The sequence below is a fragment of the Geodermatophilus normandii genome, from assembly GCF_003182485.1.
Taxonomy (GTDB): Bacteria; Actinomycetota; Actinomycetes; order Mycobacteriales; family Geodermatophilaceae; genus Geodermatophilus; species Geodermatophilus normandii.
Genome location: NZ_QGTX01000001.1, coordinates 2,711,313 through 2,728,353 on the forward strand (window position 1 = coordinate 2,711,313; position 17,041 = coordinate 2,728,353).

Genomic DNA, 17,041 nt, shown 5'->3' on the forward strand with positions numbered 1-17,041 from the left:
GGCGCCCGCTGCACGAGACCACCAGGAGGAGCAAGCATGTCCGTCGTCCTCACCAAGGGCGGGAACGTCTCGCTGTCCAAGGAGGCCCCCGGCCTCCGCGCCGTCGACGTCGGCCTCGGCTGGGACGTCGCCACCTTCTCGGCCGCCGAGTACGACCTCGACGCCTCGGCGATCATGGTCGACGCCCACGGCAGGGTGACCCCGGGCGACGAGGGCTTCGTCTTCTTCAACAACCTGCGCAGCCCCGACGGCTCGGTCGTGCACACCGGCGACAACCTGACCGGTGAGGGCGAGGGCGACGACGAGGTCATCCAGGTCGACCTCGGCGCCGTACCGCCGTTCGTGCAGAAGATCGTCTTCGCGGTGTCCATCTACGACGCCGACAACCGCCGGCAGAACTTCGGCGGCGTCCGCAACGCCTTCATCCGCGTCGTCGACCAGGTCACCAACCGGGAGATCACCCGCTTCGACCTCACCGAGGACGCCTCCATGGAGACCGCGATGGTCTTCGGCGAGCTCTACCGCCGCGACGCCGACTGGAAGTTCCGCGCCGTCGGCCAGGGCTACGCCTCGGGGCTGCGCGGCATCGCCCAGGACTTCGGCGTCAACGTCGCCTGAGCCCACGGGTGCCCCGGCCGCCAGCGCGGCCGGAGCACCGGCGTCTCAGCCGACGAGGACGACGAGGTCGGCGTGGTCGTCGACCTCCAGGCACGCCGCGCCGGCGGCCAGCGTCCGGCCGTCCGCGGACAGCGCCGGCGCGGTGGCGCTCCCGGTCGCGCACAGCGGGACGTCGGCCACGACCGCGCCGGTCGCCAGGTCCACCGTGGCCACGCCCGCACCGCCGCCGGGCCACGAGTGGGACAGGTACACGTGGCCCCCGCCCGGCTCGGGGACGAGACCGTGCGCCGTCCCGGCGAGGACCGTGCTCGCCTCCACGGCGCCGTCCCGCACGGTCACCAGCCGCGCCTCGCCGGTCTCGTACCCGCCGTCGAGCACGGAGGCCAGTACGGTCCCGTCCGCCAGGACCGCCACCGCGAAGCCGATGCCCGGCTCCCGCTCGAGCACGTCGACCGGCTCGCCGACCGGCTGCAGGTCCTCGTCGTAGCGGACCACGAGCACGTCCTCCCCGCCGCCCGCGGCGTCGCGGTCGACCGTCACCAGCGCGACCAGCCCGCCGTCCGGGTGCGGGGCGATCTCCACGTCGGACGCGTAGCCCGGGTCGTCCACCCCCAGCGGCGCGCTCGCCACGATCTCCCCGCTGGCGACGTCGATCCGCACCACGCGGCTGGTGAAGCGCCCGTCGACGTACCACTGCAGGACGCCGTGCAGCGTCTCGCCGTCGGGGGAGAGGACGGCGCTGATCGCGTCCGGGGTGTCCAGTTCGGGGTCGGCCTCCACGGGCACGACCTCCGGCTCGTCGGCGCCGGGTGCGAGCACCGCGAGGACGAGGTCCTGGCCGTAGGGGTCCTCGCGCCGGCGTGGGTCACCGGGCTCGATCAGGACGACGCCGGTCGTGACCACCGTGCCGTCGGGCGCGACCTGCACGTCGTCGGCGGCGGCGAAGGGCCCGCCCTCGGTGGCGGCGCCCGCGGGAAGACCGCCGCCGTCGCCGGGCACGAGCTCCAGCAGCACGCTGGAGTGCTCGAGGGGGTCCGCGCTGGTGAGAAGGACGACGAACCCGCCGTCGGGGGTGGCGGCGACGTCCTGGGCCTCCAGCCCGTGTCCCAGCTCGGCGTCGGCGTCCACCCGCCCGACCTCCTGGGTGAGCGGGCCGGCCGCCGTCGGGGCGATCCTCCCGACGACGGTGGACGAGCAGCCGGCCAGCAGGAGGGCGGAGCCGAGCAGCGCGGCGGTGCGGGTGCGCACGGGGGACTCCTGTCGTGGAGGTGGGTCAGCCGAGGAGGAAGGCCAGCTCGTGCGTGTCGTCGTCGCCGTGGCAGGCGGCGGTGGCGGCCAGCGTCCGGCCGTCGGCGGCGAGGGCGAGCGGGTCGGGGGAGCCGTCGGCGCAGGTGGGGACGTCGGCGACGGTCCCGCCGGTGGCCAGGTCGACCGTGGCGACGCCGGAGCCGGCACCGGGCCGCCCGTGCGCCAGGTACACGTGCTGCCCGCCCGGCTCGACGGCGAGGTCGACCCCCGTGCCCGGCAGGACCGTGGTGGCCTGCACCGCGCCGTCCCGGACGGTGACCAGCCGCGGCTCGCCGGTGTCCCACTCGCCGGCCACGACGGAGACGACGACGGCGCCGTCGGGCAGCACGGCGAGCGCGTAGCCGGTGCTCTCCTCCTCGTCGACCACCTCGACCGGGTCGCCGAGCGGCTGCAGGCCGGCGTCGTACTGCACGAGCACGGCGCCGTCGACGTCGCCCTCGGGGTCCCGGTCGGTGGTCACGAGCGCGGCGAGGCCGCCGTCCGGGCGCAGCGCGACGTCGTAGGCGATGGCCGTCCCCGGTGTCTCGACGCCCAGCGGCGCGCTCGCGGTGACCTCGCCGGTGGCGACGTCGACGGCGGCCAGCCGGTTGACCGTGTCGCCGTCGACGGGCCAGCGCAGGCTCGCGTACAGCGTGCCGCCGTCGGGGGAGAGGACGCCGGTGCCGAGGTCGGGGGTGCCCAGCTCGGGGTCGGCGGCGATGCGGCGGAGGTCGGGCTCGTCGCTGCCCGGCTCGAGGACGATCAATGCCAGGTCCTGCTCGCGGCCCTCGCCGCTGGTGTCCGCGGGGACGACGGGCGCGAGGGCGACCACCGTGCCGTCCGAGGCGACGTGCACCTCGCCGAGGTCGACGGCCGGCGGACCCTCGGTCACCTCGCCGACGGCCAGTTCGCCGTCGCCGGGGACGAGCTCGACGAACACGCTGCGGTGGTTGCTGGCGAGGTCGCCGGTGAGCAGGACGACGAAGCCGCCGTCGGGGGTGGCGGCGACGTCGGCGAGGCGGACGTGGCCGTCGACCTCCGCGTCGACCTCGACCTGCGCGAGGAGCTCGGCAAGCGGCCCGGCGCCGGCCGGGCCGGCGTGCTCGGCGGTGCCGACGACGGAGGACGAGCAGCCGGCCGCGAGGACGGCGGTACCGAGCAGCGCGGCGGCGCCGATCCGGGGCGAGCGCATGGTCCGGACTCCTGGGGTGCGGTGGGCTGGTGCCCGCACCCTGTTCGCCCGTCCTTGCGGAGGCCTTGTCGCTCGCCTGCACCCGCTTCACCGCGCGGCAGCGCGATCCGGGGAGATGCAGCCGCACGTGGGGCTCAGAGAGGGCCGAGCAGGTCCTCGAGGTCGAAGGCGGCGTGCACGGCGGCGGTGAGCGCGGTCTCCTGCTCCGGCCTCAACCGCCCGATCTGACGACCCAGAGCCGTTGCCGGCACGGTGACGATGTCGTCGCAGCTCACGACACTCGGGTGGTCGAGGCCGTTCCCGGGCCCGACGGGCACCTCGGTCGACAGCCCGCGGATCCTGCTGGTGATCGGGGCGACGGTGACCCGTGACAGGTGCGGACGTACCAACTCTCGGGTCAGCACGAGGACGGGACGGGTCTCGTCGAGCTGGGCGAGGTGGATCGGCCGCATCAGTCGAGGTCGTCGAGCGGTGTCCGGGCGGCGAGCTCGGCCAGTGTGTCCAGGTCGTCGGCCTCGGAGTCCGCAGCCAGGATGGCTGCATCCCGGGCCGCGATCTCGCGGCGCTGCTGACGCCGGAGCGCCTGACTGACCACGGCGGCGCGGGACGGCGCCCGGCCGTCAGCCACCAGCTGGTCGATGAACGCCACGAGCTCCTCAGGGAGGCGGACGGCGATCTGAGTGCTCACGGGGTTCATGGTACCGAATTGGGATGCGCGGTGATACCACTCATCTGTCGCAACGGACGACGGCTCTTCTCCGAGCCGTTGGGCGACCGCCCCAGGGCATTCGAACGGGGCGAGGCGGTTCCGTAGCGTCAGGGCGTGCAGACGCCCGACCCGGACCTCCTGGCCCTCGTCGACCGCCACCGCCACCACATCGAGCGCGGGGCGACGGTGGTGGTCGTCCGGGGGCACGAGGTCCACCTCGGCGACATCGAGGCACGGAGCGTCCTCTTCCGCCGCGACGACGGGCTCTACCAGGTCGACCGCTCCAGTCGGGGGGAGCGGTGGTTCGAGATGGAGGCGCAGGACCTCACTGAGGTGGAGCTCCTGGTCGTCGAGCGCTTCTGCTCCTCGGTGCACCGGCACCCCGACGCCTGGCGCTTCGACGTCGTGCGGCGTGGGGACGGCCGCGTCGAGGTCCGCCAGGACGGCCGCCTGCGAGCTGCCTTCGCGGACCTGCACGGCGCCCGCGCCTTCTCCGGTTTCGCCGCCCTGACGCCGGCGGAGCTGCTCGTCACCCCGCCGCGGGTCGGCTGGACGGGGTGGGTGCCGCCGGTCGACCAGGAGACGCGCGGCCTCCTCGACCGGCTGCGGGACGTCCGCCCGCTGGCCGTCGACGAGGACCGCTGCGAGGTGCGCCTGGACGAACGCCGGATGGGCGCTCGCCTCACCCGGGTCGGCGGCGTGTGGCACGTGTGGGAGGGCAACGACTACTCCGTCCCGGATCCGCCGACCCTCGTGACGCCGTCGGCTGCCGTTCTCCAGCGGTACCTGCTCATCCGCTTCTCCGGCGACCCGACTCTCGGGAAGCCCCTCGGGGAGCTGGTCCGCGACGGCGTCGTGGTCGCCCGTGGCGTCGGCGTCACCAGCGCCCTGGTCCGCGCCGTCGGGGACGGCGTGGGGCGGGTGTGACGACCGGGTCCTGACCGACGGCCCGGCTGCCGATGCGTCAGGGGAGCGGCGGACGAACCACGACCCCCGGCGCTCGGGGAGTGCAACGCACATGGCTGGACGACGACGACTCCAGGACCGTCTCGCGGTCCTCGGTGGCGCGCGGCCCGACCTGCTCGAGGCCGCGCCCGGCGCGCGCCCGCGCTTCGCCGCGCTCGGCGGCGTCCTGCTGAGCACCGGCGGCCTCGCCGTCGCCTCGGCGTCGTTCGCGCTGCACATGGCCCTCGGCGTCTGGGGGCCGTTCGCGCTGGTGCTCGGGCTCGGCTGGGGCGCCGTCGTGGTCAACCTCGACCGGATGCTGCTCGTCGGCATGGCGCACGACGCCTCGCTCAAGCGCAACCTCGCCCTCGCCGTCCCGCGCGTGGGCTTGGCGCTGATCCTGGGCGTCGTCGTCGCCACGCCCCTGACGCTGCAGGTGTTCCACAAGGAGATCGACGCCGAGATCACGGTCATGCAGGCCGAGGCCGCGGACGCGTACCGGCAGTCGCTGGAGTCCGACGCGCGCTTCGCCGGCCTCGCCGAGCTGCAGGAGCGGGTGACGCGGGGGCAGGACGTCGTCGCCACCGGCGGGCAGAGCGACCCCGCGCTGGCCGCCGTGCAGGCCGACGTCACCGCCACGCAGGCCGCCTACGACGCCGCCCTGGCCACCCAGCGCGACCTCGAGGCGCGCGCCCAGTGCGAGCTCGACGGCACCTGCGGCACCGGCGACGCCGGCACCGGGGAGGCCTACCTGCAGGCCCGCGCCGCCGCGGACGCGCAGGCCGCCGTCGTCGCCTCGGCCCGGACGGCGCTCGACGACGCGCAGGAGACGGCGTCCGACGCCGAGTCGCGCAGCGCCGACCTCGCCGCCGCGTCGCTGGCCACCGACCAGGCCGAGCTGACCCGGCTGACCGCCGAGCTCGACCGGCTGCAGGCCGCGTTCGACGCCACGAACGAGGGCTCCGGCGGCATCCTGCTGCGGCTGGAGGCGCTCGACCGGCTCAGCGACAGCAACGCCACGCTGGCGGTCGCCAAGTCCATGCTGTCGCTGCTGTTCATGTGCGTGGAGATCCTGCCGGTGCTCATGAAGGTGCTGCTCAACTTCGGCCCGCCGACCGCCTACGACAAGCTCGCGGCGCTCCGCGACGGCGGCGACGTCGAGATCGAGGAGCTGCAGCAGCAGTCGCGGCGCACCGTGGCCGAGGCGAAGGAGGAGCTGCTGGTCATGGCCGAGCAGGAGCGCCTCGACCGGCAGAAGGCCGCCATCCGCGCCCGCCACCTCGCCGCGCTGGCGCAGGCCCAGGTCGAGGCCGAGGAGGCCGCCCGCCCGGCGCCGCAGCCGGCCCCGCGCCGGTCGAGGAGCCCGCCCGACAGCTCTGGGACACCGGCCCGATCCGGCTGGCCCGCTCGGCCGCGCGGACCATCCGCCCGTCCCGCCGGCCGGGCAACCGGGTTCCGACCGGCGTCTGACGCCGACCGGCACCACGCACCGAGGCGTGCACTTCCGCGGAAGTGCACGCCTCGGTGCGTCATCGGGCGGCGGTCGACGTCCGGCCTGGCCGGCGGTGTGCGCTCAGGGCGCGTTCCGGGCCGAGGACACGCCGGGAGTGCACATCATCGAGGGGCCGCCTGAGACGGAGTGCGCTCAAGCCGGGTTCTGCTGTGCGGAACGCGGCCTCTGCGCACACCGTCCAGTGCACTCCCGCCGAAGCGGAGCAGCCGAGAGTTCCTCATCGCGCCGGGCCGCTTCTAGCCAGAACTCTGGCTAGAGTGGTCGCGTGACGACCATTCCGCTCAGCGAGGCCAAGGACAAGCTGTCGGCGCTGGTCGAGGCCGCCGAGAAGACGCACGAGATCGTCACGATCACCCGCCACGGACGGGAGGCCGCCGTCCTCATGGCGAAGGAGGATCTCGACTCGCTGCACGAGACCCTGTTCTGGCTCTCGCAGCTCGGCGTCCGCGAGGACGTCGAGGAGGCGCGCGCCGAGGACGAGCGCGACGAGACCTCCTCCGGTGAGGAGCTGAGAGCCGAGTTCGGCCTGGACGGGTGACCGCACCGTTCGAGCTGCGGGTCTCCTCGGCGGCTCGGCGTCAGCTCGGACGCCTGGCTCCGAAGGTGGCGGCAGCCGTGGTCGAGTTCCTCACGGGGGTCCTGTCTCAGAACCCCCTGCGCCTGAGCAGGCCGTTGAACGGGGACCTCGCCGGGCTGCGCAGTGCGCGGCGGGGCGACTACCGCGTCCTCCTCGAGGTCGACGAGGACCGTCGCCGCGTCCTCGTGGTGCGCGTCGCCCACCGGTCCGACGTCTACCGCCCGCCGGCGCCGTCCGGGCGGAGTGACGCCCGGTCCCCGGCCGCACGCCCGAGCCGCTCCCGGACGCGAGCCGCACGAGCTCCGTCAGAGCCCGGCGCCGTACTGCGGGCAGTAGGCCCCGACCGCGGCGCCCACGATGGTCCCGGCGTCGCTCGCCGTCACCAACCCGGACGAGAGGACCATGACGCCGGCGTCGTCCACGTCGCCCTGTCCGGTGGAGACGTAGGCGCAGACGAGCCGCCCGACCTCGATGACCTCGTCCTCGTCGTCACCCGGGGCGAGCAGCCCGGCGGCGGACAGGGTGCCGAGGTACCGGGCATCGGCCTCCGGGCTGACGTCCATGACCTGTTCACCGGGCCGGGGCAGGGCCCTGGTCGCCGTCGTGGTGGCGGTGGAGGGCTCCGCAGGCCGGGACCCGTCAGGTGCACCTGTGCTGGTCGCCGCGGCCGTCGGCGGCGGCGCGGCCACCGTGTCCTCGCCTCGCAGCACGACGAGCGTCACGGCGACCGCGGACGCGAACACGGCCATCGCGAGCGCGGTCACCACGACGGCGGTCCGCCTCGACAGCATCCTCGGGGTCCCGTGCACCGTTGCCGTCCGCGAGCTCAGTCGAGGGAGTGCTGAGGGCACAGGGAGACGATCGCGGCGCTGGTGACCTCGGAGGACTGCCGCGAGGTCATGCCGGAGGAGACGCCGATGCTGACGATGCGGGCCAGCGTCTGGTCGCCGTTGCCGTAGGTGTCGAGGTAGTCGCAGGTGACGTCGCCGATCTCGACGAGAGTCGCGTCGTCCACCGTCCTGAACGCGAGGTCGGTGCTGCGGAGGAGCCGCAGGTACTCGTCGTAGTCCGAGGTGTCCGGTGCGGCCGCCTCATCGGCCTGGCCCCGGGCTGCCTCCGCCTCCCGGGCCCGATCGGACGCAGCGGCCGCCGCCGCCTCCGCCTCGGTGGCCTCGACGCCGAGGTTGTCGACCCCCCGCTGGGCGTCGCGCAGGTCGGTGGCCTGCTGCTCGTCCTCGGCGCGCTCTGCGGCAGCCAGGTCGGACGCGGTCGAGCGCGAGTCGAGCAGGAGCGCGGTGAGGACCCCGACCCCCATCACCAGGACGGCGGTCACGACGGCGAGCGCGACGACCAGGCCGGTGCGCCGGCGCACGGGCGCGGGCGGTACCGGGACGAACGGCGTGCCGTCGCCCACGGTCTGCCAGGGGCCGGGCCCGACCTGCGGCGGTACGGGTGCTCCGGGGAAGGGCTGGGACATGGTGTCTCCGGTTCGAGGACGCAGCGGGACGGTCCGGGCCACGCTGGAGGGAGTCGCGGTGTGAGGCAGGGCCGACACCCGCCGTCGGCGGGAGCCGGTGGGGTCAGGAGCCGTACTCGGGACAGAGGATCTGGGTGGCGGCGGTGACCAGGAGGATCGCGTCGTCGACGGCGTACGTCGCGGTGGCCCGGTCGAAGGCGTCCGAGAGGTCCGCGGGGGTCCCGGCCGTGGAGTCGAGGTAGCTGCAGACGTCGCGTCCCCGCTGCAGCAACTGGGCGTCGGTCGCGCTCGTCATGGTCTCGGTGGCACGGAGGGCGTCGACGAAGGTCTGCGCGTCCGCCGCGGCGGCGTCCGCGTCCGCCTGCTCGCGAGCGGCGGACGCGTCCTCGGCGGCGCGCTGGGCGGCCTCGGCCGTGGCGATGCGGCGCTCGGCGGCGGCTGCACCCGCCTCGGCGTCGCTGATCCGCTCCTCCAGCTGACCGCGCTCGTCCCGGACGGCCTGCAGTTCCTCCGCCTGCTGGCGGTCCTCGGCAGCCTCCGCCGCGGCGAGTGCGTCCGCCTCACCCCGGGCGCTGACCACCAGCGCGGTCAGGACGCCGGCCGCAGCCAGCAGCAGGACGACGGCGGCCGACAGGGCGACGACGAGGCGGTTGCGCCCCCTGTCCCGTGCCGCGCCGTCCGCCGGGGCGGGCTCCGGCACCGCGAACACCGCGGTCCCGGTCCGCTCGCCGTAGGCGACGGCGTCCTCGGAGCCGGGGGGAAGCGCCGGCACCCCGCCCTCGCCCGCCGCGAGGTGTGAGGGCGGGGCGGCCGGGATCGGGGACTCCGAGGTGGGCTGGGACATCGCTGCCCTTCCGAACGGGACGCGGCGACACCGCGACGTGGTCTCGTCATGGGGTCCGCAGCGCGTCCACGCACACGTGGACAGCAGGGGGCGGCGTGCCGACCGGCGCGTCGTCCCCTTCCCGTCCTCCTCGGACCCGCTGTCGCGCCGGGAACAGCGCGGGCAGCAGTGTGTCAGCGGTCGACGACGGAAACGGGCCGGTACCGATCTCGAACGAGTCACGACTCGTCACCCCCGACCCACGAGGGCCGACGCGTCCTGAGCGCCCGGCGTCAGCCTCCGGCCAGGCGCTCCAGTGCCGCGGTGAAGCTGGCGTTCCACAGGCCGAGGTGGGGCCAGCGCTCGGCGACGTGCGCCGTCGCCTGCTCGACCGACATCCCCTGCTCGCGCACCAGCCAGCCGCGCAGCACCAGGCCGGTCCGCGAGGCGCCGCCGTGGCAGTGCACGAGCACGCGATGCCCCTCCGCGTGCAGCGCGGACAGGTCGTCGAGGACGTCGGTGAGCATGACGTCGAGGTCGACGTTGTACTCGTTGTCCGCGATGTAGGCCATCCGGTGGTTCGTGTGCGGGAACGGCTCGCCGAGCCGGCACAGCGAGATGACGGCGAAGTCCTCGTCCGAGTACCGCGCGCCGTCGAGGTTGCCCGCCCAGATCCCCGGCAGGACCTCCACCGGGCCGATCCGCGGGATGACACCGGGGTCGTACGACGGCACCGGCTTGCCGTCCAGCGCCGCCGCGAGCTGCTGCAGGTCGGCCAGCCGCCAGACGCGGTCGCCGTGCCCGGGGATCCGCCCGTGCACCGCCGAGGACCACCGCATCGGGATGCCGCCCATCCCGTACACCGCCCCGGCCAGGCCGCCGGCCACGCAGGCGACCGTGTCGGTGTCGCCGCCGAGGTCGAGCACCAGGCGCAGCACCTCGGCGAAGTCGCGCCCGTGCCGCAGCGCCCACAGCGCCTGCCCGAGCGTCGGCCACACCGCGCCGTTCGACTCGGTCGCGATCGAGGGCTCCCAGTCGGGAGCCAGCACGGTCGCCCACCGGTCGCGGTGCTCCTCGGTCACCAGCGCCACGGCGGTGGGGACGGCGGCCAGCGGGTCGCCGCCGTCGAGCGCCACCCGCACCAGCTCGTGGAAGACGGCGCAGCCCTCGCCGGCCGACGGATCGCCGTGCGTGAGCGCCGAGATCCGCCGGGCGGCGTCCACCGTCGCGTCCGTCCCGGACCGCGAGAACCAGATGGCCGCCGGCGTCGTCCGCATCAGCGACCCGTTGCCCGCCGCGTGCCCCGACCGCGCGAAGTGCTCGGCGGCCGCGCGGTCCCACGGCAGTCCCGACGACAGCACCGCCCGCGTCTGGTTGCCGATGTCCGGCGGGTCGGCGTCGGCCCACTGGCGGAAGCGGTCGAAGACGTCGCCCTCGTCGAGCCGGCCCCGCTCGACCAGCGACCCGGCCACCAGCAGCGCCATCTGCGTGTCGTCGGTGAACTCGCCCGGCTCCCACCCCAGGGGGCCGCCGCCGCACATCTCGGTGGCGGCCCCCCGGGCCGGGACGGGGAAGCGGGCCGAGAACGCCCCGGGCGGGCCGAACTCGAACGGTGCCCCGAGCGCGTCTCCTACGGCCGAGCCGACGAGCGCCCCCGCCACCCGGTGGGACCGGTGCAGTCCAGCAGTCACGGGCGCCAGTCTGCGCGACGCCCCTCAAGCAGCCATCAGCGCTACAAAGGCCCTCCTCCTCCGGCGCGGAAGGCGCCGATCACGGTCGGCGCGTGAGACCGTCCCGTCTCGATGTACCGCACCGACGGCTCCCTGGTCCTGAGCCCCACCGACCTGACCCGCCACCAGGCCTGCCCGCACGTGACGACGCTCGACCTGGCCGTCGCCGACGGCCGGTTGACGCCGCTCGCCGAGGGCCCGACCGACCACGCGGCGCTCATCGCCGACCTCGGCACCGAGCACGAGATGCGCTACCTCGACGCGCTCGAGGCCGAGGGCCGCACCGTCGTCCGCATCCCGGCGCGGTTCGACGCCGCGGGCCGCCGCGAGGCCGAGGCGCTGACGCTGCAGGCCATGCGCGACGGCGTCGACGTCATCTCGCAGGCCTCGTTCTTCGACGGCGTCTGGGGCGGCGCGGCCGACTTCCTGCTCAGGGTCGGCACCCCGTCGCAGCTGGGCGACTGGTCCTACGAGGTCGCCGACGCCAAGCTCGCCCGCCGCGTCAAGGTGCCCGCGCTGCTGCAGATGGCCACCTATGCCGAGCGCCTCGCCGTCCTCCAGGGCCGCTCCCCCGACCGCGTCTGCGTGGTCACCGGCGACGGCGTGACCAACCCGTGGCGGCTGGTCGACGTCGCCGCCTACGCCCGCCGCGCCCGACGCAACCTGACTGCGTTCGTCGCCGACCCGCCGGTCACCGAGCCGGTCCCGACGTCGTACTGCAACCAGTGCACGTGGAAGCCGCGCTGCGACGCCGAGCTGCTGGCCGCCGACGACCTCAGCCTGGTCGCCGGCATGCGCCGCGACACCCGCGAGGCCCTGCGCGCCGCCGGCATCGCCACCCTCGAGCAGCTCGCGCAGGCGGACCCCGGGACGCTCAGGGCCGCCCGCATCGGCGCGGCCACCCGCACCCGGCTGCAGGAGCAGGCGCGCCAGCAGCTCGACGAGCGCCGCACCGGCGTCCCGAGCCGCACGCTGCTGCCGCCGTCGGGACCCACCGGCCTGCTCCGGCTCCCCGAGCCCAGCCATGGCGACCTCTACCTCGACTTCGAGGGCGATCCGCACTCCGCCGACGGCGCGGGCCTGGAGTACCTCGCCGGCATCGGGGACCGGCAGGGGCGCTTCACCGCACTGTGGGCGCACGACCCCGCCGCCGAGAGGCAGATGGTCGCCGACCTGATCGACCTGGTCATGGCCGCGTGGGAGGCCGACCGGGACATGCACGTCTACCACTACGCCGCCTACGAGGTCAGCGCACTCAAGCGGCTCACCGGCCGATATGGCGTCCGGGAGGCCGAGCTCGACCAGCTGCTGCGCGCCGAGCGGTTCGTCGACCTGTATCCCGTGGTCAAGCAGTCGATGCGGATCAGCAAGGGCTCGTACTCGATCAAGAAGGTCGAGGCGTTCTACGGCCGGCAGCACACCGGCGACGTCGCCGACGCGATGAGCAGCGTCATCGCCTACGAGCAGTGGCTCGCCGACCGCGACCCGAAGCGCCTCGAGGCGATCGAGCTCTACAACAAGGACGACGTCGACTCCACCCGCGAGCTGCACGACTGGCTGGAGACGCAGCGCGAGGAGCTGGTGCGCCAGTACGGCGACCAGCCGCGCCCGCTGCTGCCCGAGGCCACCGGCCCGGCGCCGCGGTCGGAGGCGGAGGTCGAGGAGCTGGCCCTGGTCGAGCGGCTGCAGGAGGCTGGGCACGGCCTGCTCGGCGACCTCGTGCAGTGGCACCGCCGCGAGGCCCGCCCCGGCTGGTGGGAGTTCTTCGCCCGCGCCGACCTCGACGACGCCGCGCTCGTCGAGGACGGCACCGCCCTCGGCCAGCTGTCCCCGCCGGTCGAGATCGGCCAGGAGAAGCGCTCCAAGCTCTACGAGTACCGGTTCCCGCCACAGGACACGAAGCTCTCGGCGGGGTCCACGGCCGTCGACGTCGACCAGCGGGTCAGCGTGGGCACCGTCGTCGCGCTGGACGCCGTCGCGGGGCGGGTCGTCGTCAAGACGGCGAAGCCGGCCGTCGCCGCGCGCGGCCTCGGGCCGAGCGGTCCGCTGGACGACAAGGGCATGCGCGCCGCCATCGCCGCGACCGCCGACGACGTCCTCGCCGGCCGGGACTGCCTCGGGCAGGCGCTGCTCGAGCGGCGGGTGCCCGCGGACTGCCGGCGGCTGCCGGGGGAGGAGGCCGGCGACGCCGTCGTCCGGCTGGGGCTGCGGCTCGACGGCGAGGTGCTCGCCGTGCAGGGCCCGCCCGGCAGCGGCAAGACGCGCGCCGCCTCGCACCTGATCCGCGCGCTGCTCGACGCCGGCAAGAAGGTCGGCGTCACGGCCACCTCGCACGCCGTCATCGGCAACGTGCTGTCGGCCGTCGGCCGGCCGGCGCTGCAGAAGTGCGAGGAGAAGCAGGCCTGCGGAGCGCCGGGCGTGGAGTGGTCGAAGGACGGCAAGGAGGTCGCCTCCCGCCTGCTCGACGGCGACGTGTCGCTGGTCGGCGGGACGGCGTGGTTCTGGACGCAGCCGGACCTGGCCGAGGCCGTCGACGTGCTGGTGGTCGACGAGGCGGGGCAGTTCTCGCTGGCCAACGCGGTGGCGGTGGCGCGGTCGGCGCGGTCGCTGGTGCTGCTCGGCGACCCGCAGCAGCTCGCCCAGCCGACGCAGGGCGTGCACCCGGGGGAGTCCGGGCTGTCGGCGCTGGAGCACCTGCTCGAGGGGCACCCGACGGTGCCGCTCGGGCGCGGGATCTTCCTCGACAAGACCTACCGGATGCACCCGGCGCTGACCGCGTTCGTGTCCGACCTGGCGTACGAGGGCCGGCTGGAGTCGGCGGCGCTGCGCGAGCGGATCACCGTGCGGCCGGGCGGGCTGGTGTCGGGCTCGGGGCTCGCGGTGCGGGAGGTCCGGCACACGGTGCCGTCGTCGGCGTCCTCGGCGGAGGAGGCGGCCGAGGTGGCCGCCGTCTGGCGGTCGCTGCAGGGCGTCGGCTGGGTGGACGCCGAGGGCGCCGAGCGGCCGATCGGTCCCGACGACGTCCTGGTCGTGGCGCCGTACAACAACCAGGTGGCGCTGATCCGCTCGCTGCTGCCCGACGGCGCGCGGGTGGGCACCGTCGACCGGTTCCAGGGCCAGGAGGCGCCGGTGGTCGTCTACTCCACGACGTCGACGTCGGCCGAGGAGGCGCCGCGCGGGGTGTCGTTCCTGTACGACCTCAACCGGCTGAACGTGGCGGTGTCGCGGGCCAAGGCGCTGGCAGTGGTGGTGATGAGCCCGCTGCTGCTCGACGCCGCCGTGCGGACGCCGGAGCAGCTGCGCCAGGTCAACGCGATGTGCCGGCTGGCCGAGATGGCCGGTGTCTGACACCGCGGAGCTCGCGGCGCTGGTCGGGGTGGCGCCCGACGTGCTCGTGCGGGCGCTGGGCGACGCCTGGACGGAGGTCCGCGGGCCCGAGCACGAGCGGTGGTTCGTGAGCGGCCGGCCGGCGCAGGTGGCGGTCGGCTGGGACGGGTTCGGCTTCACGCTGGCCCGTCCCGAGCCGCGGTGGGCAGGCCCCGCGGAGCTCGTGTGGGAGTTCGTGGCCGACCGCCGGTTCTCCTCCGACGAGGTGCTCTACGAGCGAGCGGCCCTCGCCGAGGCGGCCGAGGAGGTCGCCCGCAAGCGGCGCCGCACCTTCCGCTGGTGCCCGGTGTGCCGGCAGGTCAACGCCCGCGAGCGCGTCCACGACAACACCGGCCTCTGCATGGCCTGCGCCGAGCGCTACCTCGGTGTCCAGCACTAGGACGAGAGGAGCCGTTGGAGCCGTCGTGCCGGCTCACCGCGTTGTCGCGATGACGGACGTGACGCTCTCACCTTCCGATCCCGCCCGACATCCCTGATCTATATGTGGAAGGCAGGTGTCCACCGTGGCCAATGACGGCATCTTCCTGCGGTCCGCCGACGGCTTGAATGTCCTCAGAGCCCTGGGCGCAATTGCTCAAGCAGTTCGTCCACGGACTTCCCGTCCGCCTCGGCTGTTGCTGCCGGAGAGTCCTGGAGACTGGCCAAAGGCCAGTACTTCACTGCGTTGGCGGCATAGTCGAGCATCTGGCCGACGACCTCACGGCGGATGCGCGTATCGGACGATCGCTTGACTTCCACCAGCACCGGCACGCCCTCGCCGTCGACGAAGAGATGGTCGAGGCTGAACGTGCCGCCGCCGTCCTGAGCACTTGGCACCCCCATCTCTCGACGGATGAGCAGCAGGCGCCCCGACCCGGCAGAGTTCTGGCGCGCTGTCGAGACCAACCTAAAGGCCGGGCGGATCCGGATGCTGTTCGTCGCGGACGCCCTTCCCGCAGAGTTGGTGCGCATCATTGATTTCCTCAACGAGCAGATGAGTCCCGCGGAGGTTCTTGGCGTCGAGCTTCAGCAGTTCGTTGGAGACGGGCATACGGTCTATGTCCCGCGAGTCGTGGGTCGAACCAGTGGTGCTGTGGCCTCGAAGGGGGGGCGCCGCGCAGAGCGGCCAGTTGTGGGACCGGAACTCGTTCCTCGACGCAGCCGCAGCACGCTGCTCACCCGCTGAGGTGTCTCTGATGCGTCGCCTGATCGAGGACGTCGAAGGCCGTGGCCTGAAGATCAACCCCGGTCGGGGTGCCACTCCTGGCCTCTCGGGTTGGTATTCAGTAGCAGGTCAGCCCACTGGAGTCTGGGTGCTCAATGCAAACAATGAGAGCCCGAAGACACGGTCCTATGTCGTGCTGTATCTCGCGGACCTACTCCCGAGGGTGGGTGCCGACAGGCTCGAACGTGCTGCTCGGATCCTCGAGACGTTGCCGTCCATGGCCGGCAAGATCGGGCTTGCGCGGCAGAGCCAGTGGAAGAAGTACCCGTCGCTCTACCTAGCTGACATCGCCGGTAAGCCCACGGAGGAGAGGGTCCTCTTCGACGCATTGAACGAGCTCACAGCGGACGTGTGACTCCGTCGGGAGGCCAGGTCGACAACGAGGCGGGTGCTGGCCAGGACGTCAAGCGACCGGGGCCAGTAGCGGTGCCGGGGTGGTGATCTCCGACCCGTCGGGTCGCCAGGTGTGCCATCGGCCGTCGGGTTGTCGTTCGACGCGGAAGCCGTGGTGGACCTTGGTGTGGTGGCGTTCGCACAACAGTGCTGAGTTCTCGAGGCTGGTCTCGCCGCCGTCGATCCAGTGGACCAGGTGGTGGACGTCGCACCACCAGGTCGGTGCTCGGCAGCCGGCGAAGACGCAGCCGCCGTCGCGGAGCTCGGTGGCCCGGCGCAGGTGGCGGTCGGCGAGGCGGTGCGCGCGGCCGAGGTCGAGTGGGGCGCGGTCGGGGCCGAAGACGACGCGGGAGACGGCGCCGTCGCAGGCCAGCCAGCGGGCGCGGGCGGCGGAGAGCACGGTGCCCGAGCCCAGGGTGGCGGTGCCCTGGCCGGTGGCGGGGTCGGCGAGGTCGGCGAGGTCGATGCGGACCGCGACGTGGGGCTTGACCGTCCGCAGCGTCGGCAGGCTGCCGGCGGCCAGCGCGTTGTCGGCCAGTTGCACGAGGGCGTCACCGAGGCGCTGGGCGCGGGTCCGCTCGTCGCCGGCCGGGCGGTCGGCCTGGGTGAAGGACTCCAGGGCGACGGTGAACTTCTCCCCGCCGACGGCGTCCAGGCAGCCGTGGAGGGTGCGGGACCCGTCGGCGTGGGTGACCACCGTCAGCGAGCGGCCCTCGGTGGGGTCGGGTTCGGGGCCGTCGGGGTCGAGGTCGTCGCAGTAGCGCTGCACCACCGTCACCAGGTCGGTGTGCGGCTGCTCGACCGCGATCCCGGTGAAGACGGCGTCGATCACTGCCAGGTCCACGCCTTGCTCCGCGGCGGCGGCCAGCCGTGCCGGTGTGACCGCGCGTGCGGTGACCGCGACCTGCTCGGCGGACACCAGGCCGGCGTCGTGCGCCTCGGCGAGGGCGGGCAGGTGCGCCAGCGCCCGCCCGTTGCGCACCAGCCGCGACGCCTCGGAACCCGAGAGCCGGCAGTGCCCGCGCAGCCAGGAGGTCATCGACCGCTGCCCGTCCCGCTCGGGCGCCTGCGACAGCTCCGCCGCCCGCACCCGGCGGGCCAGGGCGGCGTCGATCCGGTTGCGCTCGGCGACCAGCGCGGCGACGCCGTCGAGGACGTCACCGCTCCCTGGATCACCCGAACACAT

General features: G+C 74.2%; 17 protein-coding genes and 1 pseudogene. 8 read left to right on the plus strand and 10 right to left on the minus strand.

All coding sequences use genetic code 11. The features are described 5' to 3' along the window. Nucleotides 1–36 precede the first annotated feature (36 nt). Complete coding sequence (locus JD79_RS13240) at nt 37–618, plus strand: TerD family protein (protein WP_110005900.1); 582 nt, start codon at nt 37–39, stop codon at nt 616–618. Between the two features lie 45 nt (nt 619–663). Here JD79_RS13240 and JD79_RS13245 read toward each other — a convergent pair whose 3' ends face one another. From JD79_RS13245 to JD79_RS13260, 4 genes are all read right to left on the minus strand, one after another. Beyond that, nucleotides 664–1,866 (minus strand): hypothetical protein, encoded by a 1,203-nt coding sequence (locus JD79_RS13245; protein ID WP_110005901.1) that lies wholly within the window; start codon nt 1,864–1,866, stop codon nt 664–666. Nucleotides 1,867–1,891: 25 nt separating this feature from the next. Next, nucleotides 1,892–3,097, minus strand: coding sequence for a hypothetical protein (locus JD79_RS13250; RefSeq protein WP_110005902.1), 1,206 nt, complete (start codon nt 3,095–3,097; stop codon nt 1,892–1,894). A 134-nt stretch (nt 3,098–3,231) separates the two neighbouring features. Next, the gene (locus JD79_RS13255; RefSeq protein ID WP_110005903.1) at nt 3,232–3,549 is read right to left on the minus strand and encodes a type II toxin-antitoxin system PemK/MazF family toxin; all 318 of its coding nucleotides are present in this window, start codon (nt 3,547–3,549) and stop codon (nt 3,232–3,234) included. Further along, nucleotides 3,549–3,785 (minus strand): ribbon-helix-helix domain-containing protein, encoded by a 237-nt coding sequence (locus JD79_RS13260; RefSeq protein WP_110007685.1) that lies wholly within the window; start codon nt 3,783–3,785, stop codon nt 3,549–3,551. Before JD79_RS13260 ends, JD79_RS13255 begins: the two co-directional genes overlap by 1 nt. A 135-nt stretch (nt 3,786–3,920) precedes the next feature. On the opposite strand from JD79_RS13260, the gene JD79_RS13265 reads away from it, so the two are divergent. The 4 genes and pseudogenes from JD79_RS13265 to JD79_RS24540 form a co-directional block, all read left to right on the plus strand. Next, the gene (locus JD79_RS13265) at nt 3,921–4,733 is read left to right on the plus strand and encodes a hypothetical protein (protein ID WP_110005904.1); all 813 of its coding nucleotides are present in this window, start codon (nt 3,921–3,923) and stop codon (nt 4,731–4,733) included. Between the two features lie 91 nt (nt 4,734–4,824). Beyond that, the gene (locus tag JD79_RS13270) at nt 4,825–6,384 is read left to right on the plus strand and encodes a DUF4407 domain-containing protein (RefSeq protein ID WP_110005905.1); all 1,560 of its coding nucleotides are present in this window, start codon (nt 4,825–4,827) and stop codon (nt 6,382–6,384) included. A gap of 145 nt (nt 6,385–6,529) precedes the next feature. Beyond that, nucleotides 6,530–6,802, plus strand: coding sequence for a type II toxin-antitoxin system Phd/YefM family antitoxin (locus JD79_RS13275; RefSeq protein WP_110005906.1), 273 nt, complete (start codon nt 6,530–6,532; stop codon nt 6,800–6,802). Next, nucleotides 6,799–7,047: pseudogene (locus JD79_RS24540) on the plus strand (type II toxin-antitoxin system RelE family toxin); the annotation flags it as partial. The gene JD79_RS13275 and the pseudogene JD79_RS24540, both read left to right, overlap by 4 nt. Before the next feature lie 99 nt (nt 7,048–7,146). On the opposite strand, the gene JD79_RS13285 reads toward JD79_RS24540, so the two are convergent. From JD79_RS13285 to JD79_RS13300, 4 genes are all read right to left on the minus strand, one after another. Beyond that, on the minus strand, nt 7,147–7,632 hold the full coding sequence (locus JD79_RS13285) for a DUF732 domain-containing protein (protein ID WP_110005907.1): 486 nt from the start codon (nt 7,630–7,632) through the stop codon (nt 7,147–7,149). 35 nt (nt 7,633–7,667) lie between these two features. Then, entirely contained in the window at nt 7,668–8,318 is a 651-nt protein-coding gene (locus tag JD79_RS13290; protein ID WP_110005908.1) for a DUF732 domain-containing protein, read from the minus strand. 103 nt (nt 8,319–8,421) lie between these two features. Beyond that, complete coding sequence (locus JD79_RS13295; protein ID WP_110005909.1) at nt 8,422–9,162, minus strand: DUF732 domain-containing protein; 741 nt, start codon at nt 9,160–9,162, stop codon at nt 8,422–8,424. Nucleotides 9,163–9,434: 272 nt separating this feature from the next. Beyond that, nucleotides 9,435–10,832: an ADP-ribosylglycohydrolase family protein gene (locus JD79_RS13300; RefSeq protein WP_110005910.1), complete on the minus strand. Its 1,398-nt coding sequence runs from the start codon at nt 10,830–10,832 to the stop codon at nt 9,435–9,437. 111 nt (nt 10,833–10,943) lie between these two features. Between JD79_RS13300 and JD79_RS13305 the strand changes: the two genes are divergently transcribed. Continuing rightward, complete coding sequence (locus JD79_RS13305; RefSeq protein ID WP_110005911.1) at nt 10,944–14,219, plus strand: TM0106 family RecB-like putative nuclease; 3,276 nt, start codon at nt 10,944–10,946, stop codon at nt 14,217–14,219. Next, complete coding sequence (locus tag JD79_RS13310) at nt 14,212–14,637, plus strand: hypothetical protein (RefSeq protein ID WP_110005912.1); 426 nt, start codon at nt 14,212–14,214, stop codon at nt 14,635–14,637. Before JD79_RS13305 ends, JD79_RS13310 begins: the two co-directional genes overlap by 8 nt. A 173-nt stretch (nt 14,638–14,810) precedes the next feature. Here JD79_RS13310 and JD79_RS13315 read toward each other — a convergent pair whose 3' ends face one another. After that, complete coding sequence (locus JD79_RS13315; protein WP_146220443.1) at nt 14,811–15,209, minus strand: hypothetical protein; 399 nt, start codon at nt 15,207–15,209, stop codon at nt 14,811–14,813. Between the two features lie 224 nt (nt 15,210–15,433). Here JD79_RS13315 and JD79_RS22240 point away from each other — a divergent pair, with 224 nt between their 5' ends. After that, complete coding sequence (locus tag JD79_RS22240; protein WP_146220444.1) at nt 15,434–15,817, plus strand: hypothetical protein; 384 nt, start codon at nt 15,434–15,436, stop codon at nt 15,815–15,817. 48 nt (nt 15,818–15,865) lie between these two features. On the opposite strand, the gene JD79_RS13325 is transcribed toward JD79_RS22240, so the two are convergent. Beyond that, complete coding sequence (locus JD79_RS13325; protein WP_110005915.1) at nt 15,866–17,041, minus strand: HNH endonuclease signature motif containing protein; 1,176 nt, start codon at nt 17,039–17,041, stop codon at nt 15,866–15,868.